We start from the raw sequence: 18763 nt of genomic DNA on the forward strand, positions 1-18763 counted from the left end.
CGCCCCCGCGGGCGCCGCGCGCCCCCGTCACCTGCGGCGCTCCGGTCTTCCGGTGTGCGGCATGCGGTGCGCCATCCGGTATAACCGATAAGCCCCCGGTACGCTGGGCGGCTCGTCCCCAGGACCTTCGACGACATGCCGTGGAGCACCACGATGACAACCGATGGAGCCCGGCTGGCTCCCCTCGTCCTCGACGACCCCGTCGAGATCGGCGCCTTCCGCCTCATCGGACGCCTGGGAGCGGGCGGCATGGGCGTCGTCTACTTCGCCCGCGACGCGTCCGGCTACCCCGCTGCGGTCAAGACCGTCCGCGCCGAGTACGCCGCCGACCCCGGCTACCGGGCGCGCTTCGCCCGCGAGGTCGACCTCGCCAAACGGGTGCACGGACGCTGCATCGCTCCCCTGCTCGCGGCCGGGCCCGACGACGAGCGCCCCTGGCTCGCGGTCTCCTACGTCCCCGGCCCGACCCTGGGCTCCTACCTGGCCGAGCACGGACCGCTGCGCGGCGGCGACCTCACGGCGTTCGCCGCCGGCATGGCCGAAGCGCTCGCGGCGATCCACCGCGAAGGCATCGTCCACCGCGACCTCAAGCCCGAGAACGTCATCCTCTCGCCCGAGGGCCCCAAGGTGCTGGACTTCGGCATCGCCCAGGCGCTGGACGAGGTGTCCATGACGCGCATGGACGTCGTCGTGGGGACACCGGGGTGGATCAGCCCCGAGCGCTACGACGGCCACCGCGCCGGACCCGCGTCGGACATGTTCTGCTGGGGCGGGCTCGTGTCGATGGCCGCCAGCGGCCGCCCCCCGTTCGGCACCGGCCCCGTCGAGGTGCTGCGCTACCGCACGGTCAACGAAGAGGCCGACACGGCCGAAGACCACCTGCCCGAGGCGCTCCACGCCGTCGTCGCCCGCGCCCTGCACCGCGACCCCGCCGAGCGCCCCGACGCTGATGCGGCGTTCGCCGCCATCACCGGGGAGGCCGTCGACTCCGCCGCCCCCGCCGCCCAGGAGCACATGACGCGAGTCGCCACCCGCGTCATCGACGACGCATGGAGCGTGCCGGTCGCCGACACCGGCGCCGCCCTGCCCGCCGAACCGGTGCGCGCCACCTCGGCACGCCGCCCCATCACCTTCGCCGGGATGAGCGTGCACGAGCCTCGGGAGCTCGCCGTGCTGTTCCGCGAGCACAGCGCCCGCGCCGAGCAGTGGCTGCGCTCGGACGGCGCCGGCAAGCTCCGCGACTGGCTCGACGACATCGGCGACACCGTCTACGACCGCGACTACCTGCGCTCACTCGGCTCCGCCGAACAGGCCGGGGTGGCGCTCACCGCGTTCGCCGCCGGATACCTGCGCGACGAGGTCCCGCTGTACCGGGGGCGCGAGGTCAGCGCCGAAGGGCTGCGCCGCCTCGCCGCGGGCGGGCCGGGCGACCACCAGCTCCTCAGCGAGATCATCCTGAACGAGATCCCGCTCATCGCCGCCGCGCACCGCTGCGGCCACCCCGGCTGCGCCCAGCGCTGCGCGCGGCTGGAGAACATCGGGCTGCGCACCCGCCCCGTCGTCGACGCCGCGCTGTCCACAGCGGCCGGCCTGGGCCTGCGCCCGCCGCCGGCCGAGCGCGACCGCGCCGTGGCCGCCGCCATCGAGGTCGTCGACGAGCCCGCCCGCGGCCCCGCGGTCCAGGCCGTGCTGCGGGTCTGGAGTGCCGCGGCCGTACCGTGGTGGCGCCAGGTCGCGCTGCGCGCGCTGCGCGCCGACCCCGGCACCGAACAGGGCCGCAGCGACCTCGTCCTGGCCCGGCTGGCCGCGCCCTACGCCCACGCCGCGGCACCGGCGTGGCGCCGCCGCGCGCTGTCCCCGGGCAACTGGCTGGGCTCGGGAGCGCTCCGGGTGTTCGTGCTGTCGTTCCTGCTGTGGATCGCGGGCGCGACGGCATGGGCCGGTATCCTGCACCTCGGCGAGCTCCCGCAGCCCACCCACCCCGCCCACCCCGACGCATCGGAGTACGGGACCCTCCTCGCCCACCAGGCCGTCGTCTGGCCGGTGTTCCTGCTGATGGCCTTCGGGCTGGCCGCGCTGCCCGCACGGCGCAGAGCGGGCGCGGTCCTTGCCGGCTCGGCCATCGCGCTCATCTACGGCACCATGGCGCCGCTGCTGCCCGGCCTGCCGATCCTGCTCCCCGGCTTCATCGTGGGGCCGATGGTCGACGCGGTGACCGGCATGGGCGAGACCGGATGGGCGCCCCTGCTCATCGCAGGGCTGGCCGTGCCCGTGCTGTTCATCTGGCTGCTGGTGGCGCTGCCCCGCGACCGCGCACCCCGCATCGCCCCTCCGCTCCTGGCCGGCAGCGGCACCCTCGCCCGGACCGCCGCCGCCATCGTCGGCATCGGCCTGGCGGTCTGGCTGCCCCTGTGGTCGCTCACGCTGGTGGCGGCGGCACTGAACGAATTCGGCGCCGAGGCGACCGGTACGGCCGACGAGGTGCGCGAGGTCTTCTCGATGCTCAGCATGGCCGCCCTGCCCGCGGCGCTGGCCTACGGTGCGGTCGCCTACCTGCTGTGGCGGCCGATGGGCGGGCACCTCATCTACATCGGGGTGATCGGCGAGCTGATGCTGATGCCCGGGCTCGAATCCGCCTTCACGTCGGCCGGTATCTCGGGGCTCGGCGGGATCTCGGAGTGGCTGGCGCTGGAGCACCCGGTGGCGGCGACGTGGATCGGGCTGCTGCTGGTGCCCGGCTCCTACGCGTTCGCCGCCTGGCTGTGCGAGCGGCTGGCCTACCGCCGTGTCCGGACCACGGCCATGGTCGCCCCGGCCGCCTACCCGGGCTATGGCCACCCGACCCCGATGCCGCCGCACGCCACCCCCTACCCGGGGCCCGTGGCGGGGATGCCCCCTCACGCCACCCCGTACCCCGGTCACGTGGCGGGGCCGCAGGCCACGCCCTACCCGGGCCCGCCGGCGCCCGTCCCGGGGGCGTGGACCCCGCCGCCGCCCGGGTACCCGGTGCCCGGCCATCCGGTGCCCGGTCACCCGACCGGCGGCGCCGCTCCCCAGGGGCCCGGCCTGCCCCCGACCCGGATCCAGCCCGATCCGACCCGGGTCCAGGCGCCGCCCACGCGCGCCGACCCCGACGCCACCCGACTCGGCGTCGACCGCACCCGCATCCAGCCCGACGCCACATCGGCCGGCACCGGAACCGACCCCACCCGGGCGCAGCCGCCCGCCGACGCCGGCCCGACCGTCGTGCGCCCGCCCTCGGCCGACGACACCGCCACCCGGATCGTGCCGCCCCAGCCCGGCGCCGACGCGCCCACGCAGATCACGCCCGGTTCCGACACCCCGCCCCAGGGGTGACGGACCGGCCACCGCGGCCGGCCGGTCAGAAAGGGCGCGGCCGGCCCACGTGCCTGCCGCGGCGGTAGGGCCGCGTCGGGGTGAGGGCGGGCAGGCGGTAGCCGCCGTCCAGGACCGACGCGTGCGGCTGGTAGAGGCGGATCACCGGGCGGAAGGGGCCCTCGGGGGTGGGCAGCCAGTTGTCGGCCTCCAGGCCCGAGGGGCGGTCGTGCCGCAGGTGCAGGGTGAGCGACCCGTCACGCGCGGTGCGCAGCCCCGGGGTGCGGTCGCCGATCGAGTAGCGCTGGATGGGGTTGTCGACCAGGTGCCCCTCCGGCTCGGTGTAGACCGTGAGCGACCAGAACGCCTCGACCGGCGGCGGGACCTCGAACCGCAGCGTGTAGGGGTTGCGCCCGTCCAGCGGCAGGCCCTCGGAGTCGGTGAGCGTGTGGGCGTGGACCGACTCGTAGCCGTGGTTGCCCCACAGATCGGTGTGCGCGGCCACCGCGCGCACCAGGCGGGCGCGGTCGCGGTCGGCGATGCGCCACTGCGGGCCGTCGATGGTGCCCGGCCCCAGGAGCTCGCAGTTGTAGTCGAACAGGTGCAGACCCGATCGCCACGCCCCCGGTTCCTCACCCGGTGCGGGGCGGGTGGCCTCCTCCACGCGGCGCTGCCCGTCGCGCAGGCCCGCGCGCAGCACGGCGGCGCGCGTGGCATCGGGGGAGACGAACGGCGATCGGCTGTCGCACAGGCCGAGGGGGACGAACCGGCGCTCGTAGGCCTGATCGGACTTGGGCGGCGGGAACGCGGCCGTCCAGGTCCGCAGCCGCTCGAAGAACTCCAGGCCCGGCGCCACGCCCCGGGTGATCGGCGGGATCCCCTTCGGCCTGCTGTTGCCCCTCAGCGGGGTCAGGGTCAGGCGCTGCTGGAGGGCGGTCACGCGCGCCAGGTCCTCGTCGCCGTTGCAGGCGAACCTGCCCACGATGCTCGCGATCGCCGTCGGCGCCTCGATGACCTCGGTGCCTTCGGGCGGTTCCCCCTGCCATCCCGGTGGGACCAGGAGGTAGTCGGCTTCCCACGTGCCGGAGGCCCGCCGCCCGACGTAGGCGAAGCTGTTGGTCCAGGCGTCGACGAATTGCAGCACGTAGTAGGCGCCCCCGGTCGGGGGCACGTGCAGCTTCAGCGGGCCGCCCGAGAGGTCGAGCTGGGCGACGGAGTGGACGACGTCGTTGTTCACGGAGACGAAGGCGTCCTCGGGGCCGGTGAGGGTGCGGGCGTGGGCGAAGGTGTTGAACCGCGCGGGCGGCAGCGTGCCCACGCCGTCGCGGACCAGCCTCGTGACCTGCGTGAGGTCGAAGACCAGCGGAAAACCGTAAACATAGGCGTCGGCCGCCAGGTCCTGTAGCGCGCTCCTCGGCATCGTGTGGCTCCCGGTGTCGTGCCCGCTGCGGCTGCGCGATGCGGGCTACCCCCTCCCCACATTCGCAGCCGCAGCGCCCGCGGTCAGCCGACCGGAGCCCGTCTTGACGACACCTTTGGGCGTCTGTGACCCGGGGGGAGACCGCGGATGGCCCGCCCTGCGCCGCGTCGTCAGTAGTCGACCGGGAAGACGTCCTCAGGCCCTGTGGGGCGCCAGCCGGAGGAGGGGTCCGGGTTGGCCACGCCGCCGATATAGCTCGCCTCGTAGTCGTCCCACTCCGAGGCCCAGCCGCTGACCCAGAACGGTTCGCCGCCGGCGTCGATGACCTCGGTGGAGCGCCGGCCGTCGCCCGCCAGCACGTCGACCTCGATGCGGAACTCACAGGACCCGTCCAGCCGTCTCGCGTGCATCTCGAAGACGACGTCTTCGCCGGGGGCGAGGCGGTAGGTGTCCTCGGCGAAGTAGTCCTCGCCGGTGGGCTCGTCGTCGACCATCTTCTGGGCGAAGGGGTCGCTGGAGTCGAGGTCGAAGTAGACGACCTCCTTGCCGTCCAGTCCGGCGGAGGGGGAGTAGAAGAGGGTTCCGGTGGCCGGATCCGGCGAGCACTCCTTGGCGGCCCGCATCCCCATGATGCGCATCCCGTCGGGGTCGGCGCCTCGGAGGACGACCTCGATCCGGTTCGTCACCAGGTCCTGGAGGCCGTATCCGAACATCCGCTCGCGGTAGGCATCCTGGTCCTCGTAGAGGAGAGTGTCGAGTTCCGCGAGCTCGGCGTCGCCGAGGTGCACCGCTTCGCGGCCCACCCAGGTGTCGCCCTCGTTCGCGTGGAGCAGCTCGACCGAGGCGATGTCAAGGGGAGCGCCCCCGCTTTCCCCGTCCGGTGTCTCCCCCTGTGTCGACACCGAGGGAGAGGCGGTAGGGGAGGAGGAGGGGGCAGAGGGGATCACATAAGGCGCCAGTCGCATCTGCGTGAGGCCCGCGATGACCGGCCCGAGAATGACGGTGAAAACGATAACGGCCAGCGACGTCCACGAGATCGACCGCCACTTCCGGGCGGCGGATCCGCGAATTCGCCCTAGGAATACGCGGACGGCCGTCCGCGCCCGTCGCGTCGGCGGCGTCGCCCGTTCGGCCGGCCTCCGGAAAGGCCGACGATCGGGATCCGGATCTCTGTTCTTCTCCTCCGTCACATTGCCACCTCGGGTCCCAGGGGTGGGAGATTCGTATCGCCTACTCCGAATCCGCCATTCTATGCACGTAGGAAGATCGATTCATCGGCCGATTCCGGCCGCTGGAAGAACGCATTGGAAACGGCGACTGCGCATTAGCCGGCGGGTGATCGCAATGGTCGGCCGGTCCACCGGGCCTTCAGACCCGGGAGGAGGTCAGCCGTCAGTCGGGTACCCGGACCGAGGCGCCCCGGACGTCGATACGGTCGTCTGCCCCGGGGGAGGGGAGGATGGGCGGCACGTTGGCCTCGGTGAGTGCGGGTGCCTCGCCGGGGGCGCCGCCGCGGGGGACGGTGCGGATCACCTGGCTGGGCGGCAGGGGCCGGTCGTCGGCCAGGCGTGCCCACATCAGGTCGAGCGCCTGCTGGTAGTAGTAGCCCAGCGGCACGTAGCGGTTGTCGTACCCCGGCGCCGTGCTGTCGGAGTGGTGGGCGTGGGCGACCTCGATGTAGGACAGGCCGCCCCTCCCATGCTCGGCGCGGGCGTTCAGCCCCAGGTAGGGGCGGGAGCTGTGGTTGACCGGAACGCGAGTGTCGTCGCGGCCCTGCACGATGAGGGCGGGCTTGCCCTGGAGGTCGCCGTCGCGCCGGGTCTCGTCCAGCCCATCGGCGACGCGCTCGTTCCACGCCTGCTCGGCCGGGTCGGCGGCCGCGCCAGGGAAGGCCAGCCGGTAGGCGCACTGCTGGCCGTCGAGGTTGTAGTCGGGCCGCCCGTCGGGTCCGAGGGAGCGCCGGTCCTCGGCGGCGCCGCCGAGGGAGTCGTCGTCGATCAGGGTGCCCGGGGAGGGCGCCCTGCCGCCGCTGGTGGCGAACGCCATGGCGAGTTCGCCCGGGGTGTAGGGGGCGGGGCGGCCTGAGTCGTCGGTCCGGGCCCAGCTGTAGCCGCACAGCGCGTCGGAGGCCCGGGCGCGGGCGAAGCTCATCTCGTAGGAGACGGGGGTCTGGGGGTCGTAGTGCGACGGGTGGAGGTAGGACGACTCCGGCTGGAAGCCGGCCCGGACCAGCGCCTCCTGCGCGAGGCCGGGCAGTCCTTCGGGCCCGGCCCGGTCCGCGTCGTCGCGCGGGATCAGCCGCGGGTCGTCGCCCACGAGCGCGGAGCAGCGCCGCTGTGCGGTCTCGGGGTCGAAGGACGCATACCCCGGAGCAGAGGGCTCGGCGAGGGCTGCGCACGGCTGGAGGAGCGCGGCGAGGGAGCCGTACTGCACCAGGGGAAGGCCGGCGTCGGCGACCTCGCGCCCGCCCTGTTCGACGGTGATGCCGCGCAGGGGGTCCAGGTTCATCTGTGGCTCCGAGGCGACGACCGCGTCGATCAGCCCGTCCCGGTCGTCTTCGCCCGCGGCGATGGCCGCGCCGCCTCCGTTGGACACACCGGCCGCGATCACCGTGGTGGTGTCCGGGGTGTATCCGGCGGCGGGGGCGCCGTCGCCCCAGTCGCGGTTGAGCAGGGCGAGGGTGAGTTCCACGGAGCGCAGGACGTCGCGGCCCCAGGTGGCCTGCGGGTTCTGCCGGGAATGGGCCTGCTTGAAGGCGACCCGGTAGGGGCTCTGGGCATCGTAGTCCTGGCGTTCGGCGTCGCTCAGCCCGGAGGTGAAGGCCGCGGCATCGCCGATCTGCGCGGTGGTGCCGGTGGTGCCGTCGGCGGACATGACGGTGTCGGAGTGCAGGTCGTGGAAGCCCGGCCCCATCCCCTTGTCGGTGTAGGCGACGGCGCAGCCGCGGTGCAGCCCCCAGGCGCCGACGCTCCCGACGGCGTTGTAGACGTTGGCCAGCCCGGTGGCGGGCGCGGCGATGACACAGGGCCGCGCACGGTCGAACTCGGCGGGGACCTGCACGACGAAGCTCACGCTCTGCGCGCTGGTCCCGGCCACGGCGGTGTACTCGGTCCCGGTGACCTTGCCCTCGCCGGGTATCGCCGAGCCGTCGGGGCCGATGTTGGGCCCGTACAGGCGGCCGAGCCCGCCCCCGTCGTCGCCGGAGAGCCCTGCCGCCGCCCAGATCGTCCGCCGCCGGAGCTCGGCCGCGGTGGGGCGCTCGGGGTCGGCGATCGCCGGCGGTGTGGGGTGGCGCAGGCCGGAGAAGCCCAGACCGGCGGTGAGCAGGTCGTCGTCGTGCCCGTCATAGGTGCGGGCGGTCAGGTCGGTGATGTAGGCGGGCACACCGCTGTCGGCGGACACCGGGGGCGCGCCCCCGGCCGCCAGCGCGCCGGCCACGAGGGAGGCGGCGAGGACGAGCGGCACGGTGCCGCACCGGGCTGCGCGGCGGCGGGAGGAGGGGGATGGGGGCATGCTCGGGCCTCCGGTCGAAGGCGGGACTCCGTCGGGAAACTCGGGGGGAGTTCGTGTGGAGGGGGAGACCACCGGTGACGGGAGCGGTGCGGCAACGGTGGTACCCGAGGGCGGGTCGGGCGCTGGCGTGTTACGTGAGAGTTTCCGATGACCCGGGACGGCTGTCCAACATCAATCCGAGATAGATTCATGCCCCCTGCGCATTGATCGGGGTGTGCGGCCCCGACAGAGCCGCCGCCCGCTCCCCGGCGGCGCGTCCCGGCCGTCGCCTACGCGTGGTCGCCGATCGTGCGCAGGACGGGGAAGCTCGTGAGCGCGCCGTGGTCGAGCGGTTCCGGCGTGGTGATGCGGATGGTGCGGGTCTCGCCGGGCAGCAGGGTCTCCAGGCAGAGGTCGGCCTCGGCCTCGGGGTGCAGCCGGTCGGCGAACACGGCCAGGTCGCGCAGCAGGGTGCGGGCGGTGACGGTGACCTCGTGGCCCTCGGCGGTGTCGCGCACCGCCGCGTCGTAGGACGGGGCAGGGTGGCGCAGGTGGCGGTCCTCGGTGAAGAACCACAGGGCGCGCCGCCCCCCGGCATCGGCGACCAGGAACTCGGTGGCGGGGTCGGCCGATGTGAAGGCGGCGGGGAGCGCCACCGCCGCGGTGGCGCGCGCGGGCGCCTCCAGCTCCAGCACCGCCTCAAGGGCCTGTGCGCCGTCCGGCGACATCCGGCGCAGCCGAACCCGCGCCGCCCACGGCTCCGCGGAGTCGTTGACCGCGACCACCGTCAGCCCGCCGCCGCGGGGCTGGATGGTCAGCAGCCGGTCGGCGTAGGCCGCGCGCAGCGCGTACCACAGGGGTTTGCGGCGCTCCGCGGAGTCGACCGCCGACCACGAGGTCACCGGCCAGCAGTCGTTGAGCTGCCACACGATGGTGCCCATGCAGCGGGGCCGGTGGCTGCGCCAGTGCTCGATCCCGGTGCGGATGGCCCGCGCCTGGACGACCTGGGTCAGGTAGTGCCAGTCGTCGATGCCGGTGACGGCCCCGAAGTGCGTGGCCAGCCCTCGTTGCAGTTTCCCGTTGCCGTCCTGCGCCTTCTGGTGGTGCCGCACGCCGGGGGAGCCGGGGGCCAGGGGGGAGTCGTGCACCGCCGCGGTCAGCGTCGCCCACGCCGGCGGCGCCTGCCACCCGAACTCCGAGACGAACCGCGGCACGTGCTCGCGGTAGGTGGTGAAGTCGCGCCGGTTCCACTGCTCCCACAGGTGGACGCAGCCGTGGTCGTCGTCGAGGGAGTCGTGCTCCGGCCCGGTGGAGAACGGGGTGCCGGGCACGTAGGGCCGGGTGGGGTCGAGTTCGGCGACGACGGCGGGCAGCAGTTCCTCGTAGTAGTGCGCGCCCCAGGCCCGCCCGGCCAGGGCCTCCTCCCAGCCCCAGTGGTGGCGGCCCATGTAGTTCTCGTTGTTGCCGCACCACACGGCGAGGCTGGGGTGGGCCGCCAGCCGGGTCACGTTGTCGCGCGCCTCGGCCCCGACCTCGGCGCGGGTGCCGGCGTCCTCCGGGTAGGCGCCGCAGGCGAACAGGAAGTCCTGCCACACCAGCACGCCCTTGCGGTCGCACGCGGCGTAGAAGTCGTCGCTCTCGTAGATCCCGCCGCCCCAGACCCGCAGCAGGTCGATGCCGGCCCCGCGCGCCTGGGCCACCCGCCGCTCATAGCGTGCGGCGTCCACGCGCGTGGGGAAGCAGTCGTCGGGGATCCAGTTCGCGCCGCGGACGAACATCGGGGTGCCGTTGACCACCAGGGTGAACTCCGACCCGATGGCGTCGGCGCCCCGGCGCAGCTCGATGTCGCGGAACCCGATCTCGCGGCTCCAGGTGTCGAGCACCGCGCCGTCGCCGGTCTCCAGCCACACGTCCAGCCGCGACAGCGGCTGCGCGCCAAGGCTGTGCGGCCACCACAGCCGGGGGTCGGGGACGCGCAGCGCGACCGCCGCCTCGGCGTGCCCGTTGCCGTCGCCGGCGGGGGGCACCGGCACCGAGGCCTCCACGCCTTCGACCCGGGCGTGCAGCACGAGCGGGGCGCCGTCGGCATCCGATCCCGCGCGCGCCACCCCGGCCCGCACCTCCACGGTGCCCGCGCCGTCGGCGACGCCGACCAGCGGGCGCACCCCCGACAGGTGCGCGGTGTCCCACACGTGCAGGCCGCACCGCTTCCATAGCCCGGCGGTGACCAGCGCGGGCCCCCAGTCCCAGCCGAAGTTGCACGCCGTCTTGCGGATGAAGGTGTAGGGCTGGTCGTTGCCGCTGGAGGGGAGGTCGCCCAGCTCGGCGCGGCGGTCCTGGGCGTGCCGGATCGCCGAGCGGAACGTGATGGCGAGCGTGTTGCGGCCCTCGCGCAGCCGGGCGCCGACGTCGAACCGGTAGGCGCGGTGCATGTTGGCGGTCGCCGCCAGCGGCTCGCCGTTCAGGTCGATCTCGGCCACCGTGTCCAGGCCGGCGAAGACGAGTTCGGCGACCGCGTCGTCGGAGAACGCCGCCTCAGGGGCGTCGAAGGCGGTCGCATAGTGCCAGTCGGTGTGCCCGATCCAGGCGACGTCGTCCTCGTTGCGGTCGAGGTAGGGGTCGGGGATCAGCCCGGCGCGCAGCAGGTCGGTGTGCACGCAGCCGGGCACCGCCGCCGGCACGCCCTCGGCCAGCGCGGCGGCGATGCCGGGGGGCACCGCGGATTCACCCGAGGGGCGGACGGTCCAGCCGGAGTGCAGGTCGAACCACACGTGGAGGGGTCCTTTCGTCTTGACATCCTCCCCTTCCTGAAAGGGAGGGGATTCCAGCTACCAGCTCAATGCGAGCTGAAGTTGCTGAGGTTCACGGACGCTCGCGGGCTCGGGCCCGGTCATCCCTCCGGCACGGACCCGCCGGGGTCCGGGGCTCGCGCCCTGCCCTGCCGCGATGTTCTTGGAAGCGTTCAGGTCGGCGTTGCAGGTGAAACCACAGAAGGAACAGACGAAACGCGCTTGGCTCTCGCGCGAGTCCTTATCGATCCAACCGCAGTCGCTACAGCGCAGACTGGTATAAGCCGGGGGAACGTCCTCGACGCGCCCGCGTGCCTTGTGCCCGGTCCGCTGCCGCAGGAGTCCCCACCCCTGGGCCAGGATCGCCCGGTTCAGCCCCGCCTTCTGGGCGACCCGCCGGCCGGGCTCCTCCACCGTCCCGCGCGCGGAGGCGGTCATGTTCCGGATGCGCAGTCCCTCGAACCGGATGGTGTCGAACCCGAGCGCAAGGCGGGTGGAGGTCTTCTCCACCCAGTCCTTGCGCCGGTCGGCTTCCTTCCTCCGGTACCGGTTGGCTTTCGCGTTCTCGGCGGCGCGTTGCGGGCTGCCCTTGGCCGCTCGTGAGACGCGCCGTTCGTGCTTGCGGCGCTGCGCTTGTTCCTTCGCCGACAGCCCGGGGCAGTTCAGCATCTCACCGGTGGACAGGGCGGCGGTGATCGCCACACCCCGGTCCACGCCCACCACGGACGCGTCCGCCGGTCCCAGAACGGGATCGGGGACCACAGGGAAGGACACATGCCACTGGCCGTGACGGCAGGTGACCCGGAACGATTTCGCGTCGGGTAGGCCGGGGAGGCTGTTGCGGAACCTCACCCACCCGCACCCGGGGACACGGACCTGGGCCCAGGCCCGGTTCAGCTTCTGTACGGCCACGCGGCGGTGCATGACCTGCTTGCCCTTGGCGTTGAGCACGGGTTCACCGTCGGGACCGAACGCGGGAACGCGGCCGGTGCCGATGACCCGGAACCCCTCCCCGGCGCCCTTCCTGCGCCAGGTGGGGTAGCCGTGGGTGCCGTTGAGGAAGTTGGCCAGGGCCTGGTCGAAGTCCCTCAGGGCCTGCTGCTGGATCTCGGCGTTGCCCGAGGCCACCCACGCGAAGTAGCCGGCCTCCTCATCGCTCATGCCGGCGGTGTCGGTGCGGCGCACCTCGGTGAGCATCGCCGCCATACCCACGTACCGGGGCGGGCGCGCGATCCGGGATCCGCCCTTGCGGTAGGCGGAGGTGACCTCCAGAGCCAGGTTCCAGGCATGCCGGGCCTGCGCGCAGTGCCCCCACATGAGGGCTTCCTGCGCGCGGGTCGGATACAACCGGAACCGCGACATGCGGTCACTTTACCTGCACTTTGAGTGATCATGTGTAGGGGGTTGCGATCCGCCCCCCGGCGAAGTGAACGAACCGCTCAAGGCGGCGGAAGACCGCCCTGTGACCTCCGACCTCGATGCTCTGATCCGCAACCCCACGAGAAGGGGCGGGGCGACGAACCGCCCTGGGGGCGGTTCGTCGCCCTCGGAGCCACTGTGCGGCGGGCCGCATCCACCCCGGCCTAAAGGCCGGGGTCCCCTGCGGACATACCGATGGACCACCCGGCCCGCCGGGGGGACCGACGATGCTGAAGGGCTCAAGCCATCATCGGTACCCCGCCGTGTCCCGTCAACACCGTTTCCACTCGCGCGGTCACGCAGCGTCTCCATCGTGGTGGAGCATCCCGAGCGGGCCCGCCCCGGTGCCTCAGCTCGCTGCGGTGTCCACCAGGCCCGCGGGGGTGCGGCCCGCCAGGAAGTCGGCGACGGCCTCGGCCGCGAGGGTCGCGGCGCGTTGCGCCGTCTGGCGGGTGGCTCCCGCCAGGTGGGGGGTGAGGACGACGTTGGGGGAGGACCGCAGCGGGGAGTCCGCGGCCAAGGGCTCCTCGGGGAAGACGTCGAACCCGGCGGCGGCGAGGTGGCCGGAGGCCAGGGCCCCGGTCACCGCCCCGTAGTCCAGCAGGCCGCCGCGCGCGGTGTTCACCAGGACCGCGCCCCGGGGCAGGGCCGCGATCTCCGCCGCCCCGATGAGGCCGCGGGTGCCGGGGGTGAGGCGGGCGTGCAGGCTCAGGGCATCGGCGCGCGGCAGCAGCTCCGCCAGGGGGACCGGCTCGACGAAGGGGTCCATCGCAGCGGGGTCGGCGTAGGGGTCGGCCACCAGCACGTGCGCGTCGAAGGCGTGCAGGACCCGCGCGACCCGCCGCCCGATCGCCCCGTAGCCGACCAGCCCGACCGTCGCCCCGCCCAGCTCCCGGCCGCACTCCTCGAACGCGTACAGGTCGCTGCGCCACTCGCCCGCCACCACCCCGGCGTGGGTGCGCGGGATCGCCCGCATGGCCGCCAGCAGCAGCGCGACGGCGTGCTCGGCCGCGGCGACCGCGTTGCGCCCGGGGGTCGCGACGACCGCGATGCCCCGCTCGGCGGCGGCCGCGGTGTTGATGTTCACCGGTCCGCCGCGGCAGCACACGATCAGCTTGAGGGCGTCGGCCGCATCCAGCACCCGCTCGGTGAAGGGCCCCATCTGGGTTATGGCGACCTCGACACCGGGCAGCGCCGCGATCAGCTCGTCCTCGGCATCGGAGGCCTCGTCGACCTCGGCCACCCTCCCGAACGGGGTGAGCGGCCACGGCAGGGTGACCTCCGACAGCTCCAGGGGCGCGTCGACCCGGGCGCGCAGGGCGCCGGCCAGCAGCGAGTTGAGGACGAAATGGTCGCCCGCGGTGAGGACCTTCACCGGATCCGGTCTCCGTTCGTGGTGGGTGTGGCGTGCTCGGCGCTCCAGCGCTCGCGCGCCGCGGCCACACGGGTGAGGTAGTGGGCATAGCCCTCGTCGTAGAACGCGGCGAGTGCGGGGTCGGGGTCGTGGACGCGCGCGGTCGCGGTCCAGCCGTCGAGGTCGGCGGGGTGGCCCAGGGCGGCCATCGCGCCCAGCACCGCGCCGCGGGCGCCGACCTCGGCGCCCGGTGCGGCGTGCAGCGGCCGGCCCAGGACCGACGCGAAGATCGCCGCCCAGCCGTCGGTGCGCGCCCCGCCGCCGCACACCACGACCCGGCCCGTCCAGCCCGCCGCCTCCAGGCAGTGCCGGCCGGCGTAGGCGACCGCCTCGCACACCGCGCGCACCAGGTCGGCCGGTGAGGTGGCGAGGTCGATGCCGTCGAAGGAGCCGCGCGCCGCGGGCTCGACGAACGGGGCGCGCTCCCCGGCCGGCGACCAGAACGGCAGGGCGGTGACGCCGCGGGCGCCGGGCGGGCTCTGCGCGAGCAGATCCGACAGGTCCGCCGGGCGCGCCCCGACCAGGGCGAGGACCCGGTCCAGGGCGGCGGTGCCGACCATGGCGGGCATCGCCCGCAGCCAGCGCCCCGGTGTCCACGTGCCCAGGAGCAGCCCGGCGGGGACGCCGTCGGGGGCGGGGTCGGCGGTGACGACCTGGCAGGCCAGGGTGGTCCCGATCGTGATCAGCGCGTCGCCGGGCGCGACCACCCCGGCGCCCATCGCCGCCGCGGGCAGGTCGTAGGGCCCGCAGGAGACGGGCGTGCCCTCGGGCAGCGCGGTCAGGCCGCCGTCGGACAGTGGGGCCAGCGGGCCGTGGGCGGGGGCGACCGGCGCAAGGAGGCGGTCCCATCCGCCCAGGCCGCACGCCTCCAGGACGGCCGGGTCGTAGGCGCGGGTGCGCGGGTCCAGGAACGGCATGGAGGCGTCGGAGACGTCGGTGGCGCGCACCCCGGTCAGCCGCTGCATGACGACGTCCTTGCAGTAGCCGGCGGTGGCCGCCCGGCGCAGGGTCTCGGGCTCGGTTTCGGCGAGCGCGGCCAGCAGCGGCGCCGCCGCCCCGGGGAACACCATGCCGCCGCAGCGGGCGTAGACCTCGGCGGCGGTGCCGTCGGCCATCCAGCGGCGCACGACCGGGGTGGCGCGGGCGTCCATCCAGGAGATCGCGGGGCGCACCGCGTCGCCCGCCTCGTCGGTCAGCCACAGCCCGTCGCCCTGCGCGGTGATCCCGACGGCCCGCGGGGCGGTGCCGCCGGCGACCTCGGCCGCGACGCGGCCCACGCCCTGCACGATCTCCTCGACGTCGTGCTCGTAGTGGCCGGGGGAGGGGGTGCGCAGCCGGGTGGGCGAGGTGGCGACCGCGGTCTCGGTGCCGTCCTCGTCGAAGGCGACGGCCTTGGTGATGGTCGTTCCGATGTCGATGCCGACGAACATGCGGTGTCCTATCCGGCCGGTGGAACCTGGGGTGGGGTGGTGGGGAGGCGGGCGGGGCGCGCCCGCGGTGGGACGGGGGTGTCGGCGGAGGTCACAGGGGTGCGACCGCCACCTCGGCGCCGTGGTCGCGCAGCGCCCGCAGCCTGCTCTCGGGCGTGCGCTCGTCGACCACGATGAGGTCGAAGTCGCTGAGGGGGGCGAGCCGGTGCAGCGCGGTGCGTTCGAGCTTGCCGTGGTCCAGCAGCAGGACCGAGCGCCGGGCCGAGCGCATCATCGCGCGCTTGACGAGGACGATCTCCTGCTCCTGGTGGAAGGCGTGGGTGGGGGAGACGGCGGAGGTCGACGCGAAGAGCAGGTCGACCTGGAGCGCCTCGATGGCCTCGATGCAGGGCACGCCGAGGAAGGAGTCGTGGGAGCGGTGGTACTCCCCGCCCAGCGCCAGCAGCCGGATCTCCTCGGCCGCGCTGACCAGCTTGATGGCCTCCAGGAAGTTGGTCGCGACGGTCAGCGGGCCCGCATCGGGCAGCAGGCGGGCCAGCGCCAGCGTGGTGGTGGAGTCGTCCAGCATCACGGCCATGCCCGGTTCCACGAGGGTGCGCGCGTAGGCGGCGAGGGCCTGCTTCTCCGCCTGGGCGGTGCGCATCCGGTAGGCGACGTTGCTCTCGAACACGCTGGAGGGCTGCGCGCTGGCCCCGCCCCGGAATTTGCGCACGACCCCCTGGCGCTCCAGCTCGTCGAGGTCGCGGTGGACGGTCATCACGCTCACCCCGAACACCTCGGCCAGCTCCGCGGCCGGGACCGACCCCTGGTGCAGGATGTACTCGGCGACCTCCGCGCGCCTGCGGGCCGGCCGGGTGCGCTCGCCCGGCTCGGCGCCGCTCTCCTCCGCCGTCATCGTTCCTCCCTCGTTTCCTGCGCCGCGCTCCGCCCGTTCGCGCACCGCGGCCTCAGGTGAGAGTCTTCCGCTCCGCGGCGCCGGCTGCCACCGCGGCGGCCGGGGGGACGTTGTAGGCCTCCAGGGCGAGCCCGGCCTCGCCGGCCCGCAGCCGGACCAGGCCGGTGGAGTCGAGCTTGGGCAGCACCCGGCGGTAGCCGCGCAGCGGGGCGCCCATGACGTGGCAGACCAGCAGCCGCAGCAGCGTGTTGTGCGCGATGGCCAGCACCCGGCCGCCGTCGTGGGCGAGCGCGGTCTCCTGCACCCACGCGGCGGCGCGCGCGGCGGCCGCACGGGGGTCCTCCCCATCGGGGAAGGCGTGGGCGACCGGGTCCGCCCGGAACCGGGCGACGACCTGGGGGTCCAGCTCGTCCAGGGTGCGCCCCTCGGCGACGCCGAACGCGACCTCGCGGATCCGGTCGTCGGTGCGCGCGGTCAGGCCCGTGGCCTCGGCAACGGGCGCGGCCGTCTGGCGGGCGCGCAGCAGCGGGGAGCAGTACAGGGCGTCGGGCGCGAAGCCGGCCGCCCATTGCGCCAGGACGGCGGCCTGGCCGCGCCCGACGTCGTCGATGGGGACGTCGCTGGAGCCGGCGTAGCGGTTGTCGGCGTGCCAGGGGGTGCGCCCGTGGCGGGCCAGGACGACGGTGGTGCTCACGTGCGGCTCCGGTGGTCGTGTTCCCGGCCGGCGCCGGGGGTGAGGTGCGGGGGCAGGTAGCCCCGGCCGGTGAGTTCGGCCAGCATCCGCTGGTAGCCCTCGTCGGCGGCGGCGAGGCGGTCCGGGCGGGGGTCGACGGCCTCGCGCGTGCGCACCATGGCGCGCGCGGAGCGGCGCACCGACCCGCGCGCCGCGGCCAGCACCGCCATCCCGAACGCCGGCTCCGACTGCTCCGGCAGGCGCACCGGCATCCCCAGGACGTCGGCGCGGATCTGGGTCCACAGGCGGCTGCGGGCGCCGCCGCCGGTCAGCGAGACCGCCTCCACGCGTGCGCCCAGGCTGCGCAGGTGGTCCAGGCTCAGGCGCTCCACGTAGGCCACGCCGTAGAGCACCGCGAGGTGGCGCTCGGCGTCATCGGCGAAGGTCCCGGCCTCGAAGCCCTCGGCATCGGGGCGCAGGAACGGGAACCGCTCGCCCCGGCCGCGCAGCGGGTACAGCGGCGCCGGGACCCCGGTGCGGGCGGCGGCGAGCGCGTCCAGTTCCCGCGGGTCGCGGCCGGGGAAGCGGTCGGCGATCGCGCCCGCTCCGACGCTGGAGGCGCCGCCGGGCAGCCAGCCGCCATCGGGGTGGCGGTGGCTGTAGACCGCGCCGGAGGGGTCGTGCAGCAGGTCGTCGGTGACGCCCTTGAGGACCAGCGTGGTGCCCAGGACGGAGTTCCACTGGCCGGGCTCCAGCGCCCCGGCGGCGATCTGCGCCGCGCAGCCGTCGGTCATCCCGGCCACCACGGGGACGCCGGCGGGCAGCCCGGTGTGCTCCGCGCCCGCTGTGCCGATGCGGCCCAGCGTGGTCCCCGGGGCCACGACATCGGGCAGGACCTGCTCGGGGACGCCGAGCAGGTCCAGGACGGCGCCGGGCCAGCCGCCGTCGGCGGGGGAGTAGCCGGTCTTCAGCGCGTGGCTGGAGTCGGTGGCGACACGGTGCCCCACCAGCCGCGACACCAGGTGGTCGGGCTGGTGGGCCAGGCGGACGGCGCCGCCGCCGGCCCCGGGCAGGCCCGCGCGCAGCGCCCACACGAGCTTGGGCAGCGCCCACGAGGGCTGCATGGTGTAGCCCAGCCGGGCCCACGTCCGGGCGCCGGCGGCCTGCACTTCGGCGGCCTCGTCGCGGGCGCGGGCGTCGTCGTACATGAAGGCGGGGGTGAGCGGCCGGCCGGCATCGTCGGTGAGCAGGAAGGACCCGGAGGTGCCGCACACCGCGACGGCGGCGATGCGGCCGGGGCGCAGGCCGGCGACCGCGCTGCGGGAGGCGGCGCCCAGCGCCGTCCACCACGCGCCGGGGTCCTGCTCGTGGCGGCCCTGGGGGGTGCGGGTGCCGCGCAGCGGGGCGGTGCCGCTCGCGGCCACGTCCCCGTCTTCGGTGACGGCGAGGACGCGCACGCTCTGCGTCCCGATGTCGACGCCGACCCACACGCGTTCCCCGCCGGCCTCGTCCTTCAGCACACCCGCTCCGTCCCCTCCTCGACACCGATGACGCTACGACGCCCTACTTCTTAACAGAGAGAATGTGAAGTAATCAAGTGGTTAACACTCAAGGGCGACCGTTAAGGCGGCACGCACTGGGTGCGCGGGGCCCGGGCGTGCCCCGGGGAGCGGTCACAGGGTCCCGGGTGGCCTGCGACAACGGAGAACAGCCGTTGCCGGTGCTCCCGCGACCGCACTCCGCGCGGGTGGCGCGCGGGGTTCCGGACCCGGATTCCCCCGGTTTGGGGATCTTGTAGGCAACACAAGTCGGTGCTAACTTCACACCGCCCGAACAGACCTGCACCAACGGGCGCGTTGTGGCTGGCAGCGCGCCCCGACCGCCGACACCGCCGA

Annotated in this window: 11 protein-coding genes; 1 reads left to right on the forward strand and 10 read right to left on the reverse strand. The window is 74.5% G+C overall.

Annotated features, from left to right (window positions below; all coding sequences use genetic code 11):
* The first annotated feature begins 153 nt into the window (after nt 1-153).
* Nucleotides 154-3357, forward strand: a complete 3204-nt coding sequence (locus ACFOVU_RS16045) for a serine/threonine-protein kinase (protein WP_378534416.1) — start codon at nt 154-156, stop codon at nt 3355-3357.
* A gap of 25 nt (nt 3358-3382) precedes the next feature.
* On the opposite strand, the gene ACFOVU_RS16050 is transcribed toward ACFOVU_RS16045, so the two are convergent.
* The 10 genes from ACFOVU_RS16050 to ACFOVU_RS16095 form a co-directional block, all read right to left on the reverse strand.
* Entirely contained in the window at nt 3383-4756 is a 1374-nt protein-coding gene (locus ACFOVU_RS16050; RefSeq protein ID WP_378534418.1) for a DUF1254 domain-containing protein, read from the reverse strand.
* Nucleotides 4757-4926: 170 nt separating this feature from the next.
* Nucleotides 4927-5658: a hypothetical protein gene (locus tag ACFOVU_RS16055; protein ID WP_378534921.1), complete on the reverse strand. Its 732-nt coding sequence runs from the start codon at nt 5656-5658 to the stop codon at nt 4927-4929.
* 490 nt (nt 5659-6148) lie between these two features.
* Nucleotides 6149-8269, reverse strand: coding sequence for a 3-hydroxybutyrate oligomer hydrolase family protein (locus tag ACFOVU_RS16060; protein WP_378534420.1), 2121 nt, complete (start codon nt 8267-8269; stop codon nt 6149-6151).
* A 269-nt stretch (nt 8270-8538) separates the two neighbouring features.
* On the reverse strand, nt 8539-11019 hold the full coding sequence (locus ACFOVU_RS16065) for a glycoside hydrolase family 2 protein (RefSeq protein WP_378534422.1): 2481 nt from the start codon (nt 11017-11019) through the stop codon (nt 8539-8541).
* Nucleotides 11020-11076: 57 nt separating this feature from the next.
* The gene (locus ACFOVU_RS16070; protein WP_378534424.1) at nt 11077-12399 is read right to left on the reverse strand and encodes an RNA-guided endonuclease InsQ/TnpB family protein; all 1323 of its coding nucleotides are present in this window, start codon (nt 12397-12399) and stop codon (nt 11077-11079) included.
* Nucleotides 12400-12805: 406 nt separating this feature from the next.
* On the reverse strand, nt 12806-13831 hold the full coding sequence (locus ACFOVU_RS16075) for an NAD(P)-dependent oxidoreductase (RefSeq protein WP_378534426.1): 1026 nt from the start codon (nt 13829-13831) through the stop codon (nt 12806-12808).
* Nucleotides 13828-15300 carry an FGGY family carbohydrate kinase gene (locus tag ACFOVU_RS16080; protein ID WP_378534428.1) on the reverse strand — a complete coding sequence of 491 codons (1473 nt, stop codon included), beginning with the start codon at nt 15298-15300 and terminating at the stop codon, nt 13828-13830. Before ACFOVU_RS16080 ends, ACFOVU_RS16075 begins: the two co-directional genes overlap by 4 nt.
* Nucleotides 15301-15391: 91 nt before the next feature.
* Entirely contained in the window at nt 15392-16195 is an 804-nt protein-coding gene (locus tag ACFOVU_RS16085; protein WP_378534430.1) for a DeoR/GlpR family DNA-binding transcription regulator, read from the reverse strand.
* 52 nt (nt 16196-16247) lie between these two features.
* Nucleotides 16248-16889 carry a histidine phosphatase family protein gene (locus tag ACFOVU_RS16090; RefSeq protein ID WP_378534432.1) on the reverse strand — a complete coding sequence of 214 codons (642 nt, stop codon included), beginning with the start codon at nt 16887-16889 and terminating at the stop codon, nt 16248-16250.
* The gene (locus ACFOVU_RS16095) at nt 16886-18388 is read right to left on the reverse strand and encodes an FGGY-family carbohydrate kinase (RefSeq protein ID WP_378534433.1); all 1503 of its coding nucleotides are present in this window, start codon (nt 18386-18388) and stop codon (nt 16886-16888) included. Before ACFOVU_RS16095 ends, ACFOVU_RS16090 begins: the two co-directional genes overlap by 4 nt.
* Between the last annotated feature and the right edge of the window lie 375 nt (nt 18389-18763).

The sequence above is a fragment of the Nocardiopsis sediminis genome, assembly GCF_042650565.1.
Taxonomy (GTDB): Bacteria; Actinomycetota; Actinomycetes; order Streptosporangiales; family Streptosporangiaceae; genus Nocardiopsis_B; species Nocardiopsis_B sediminis.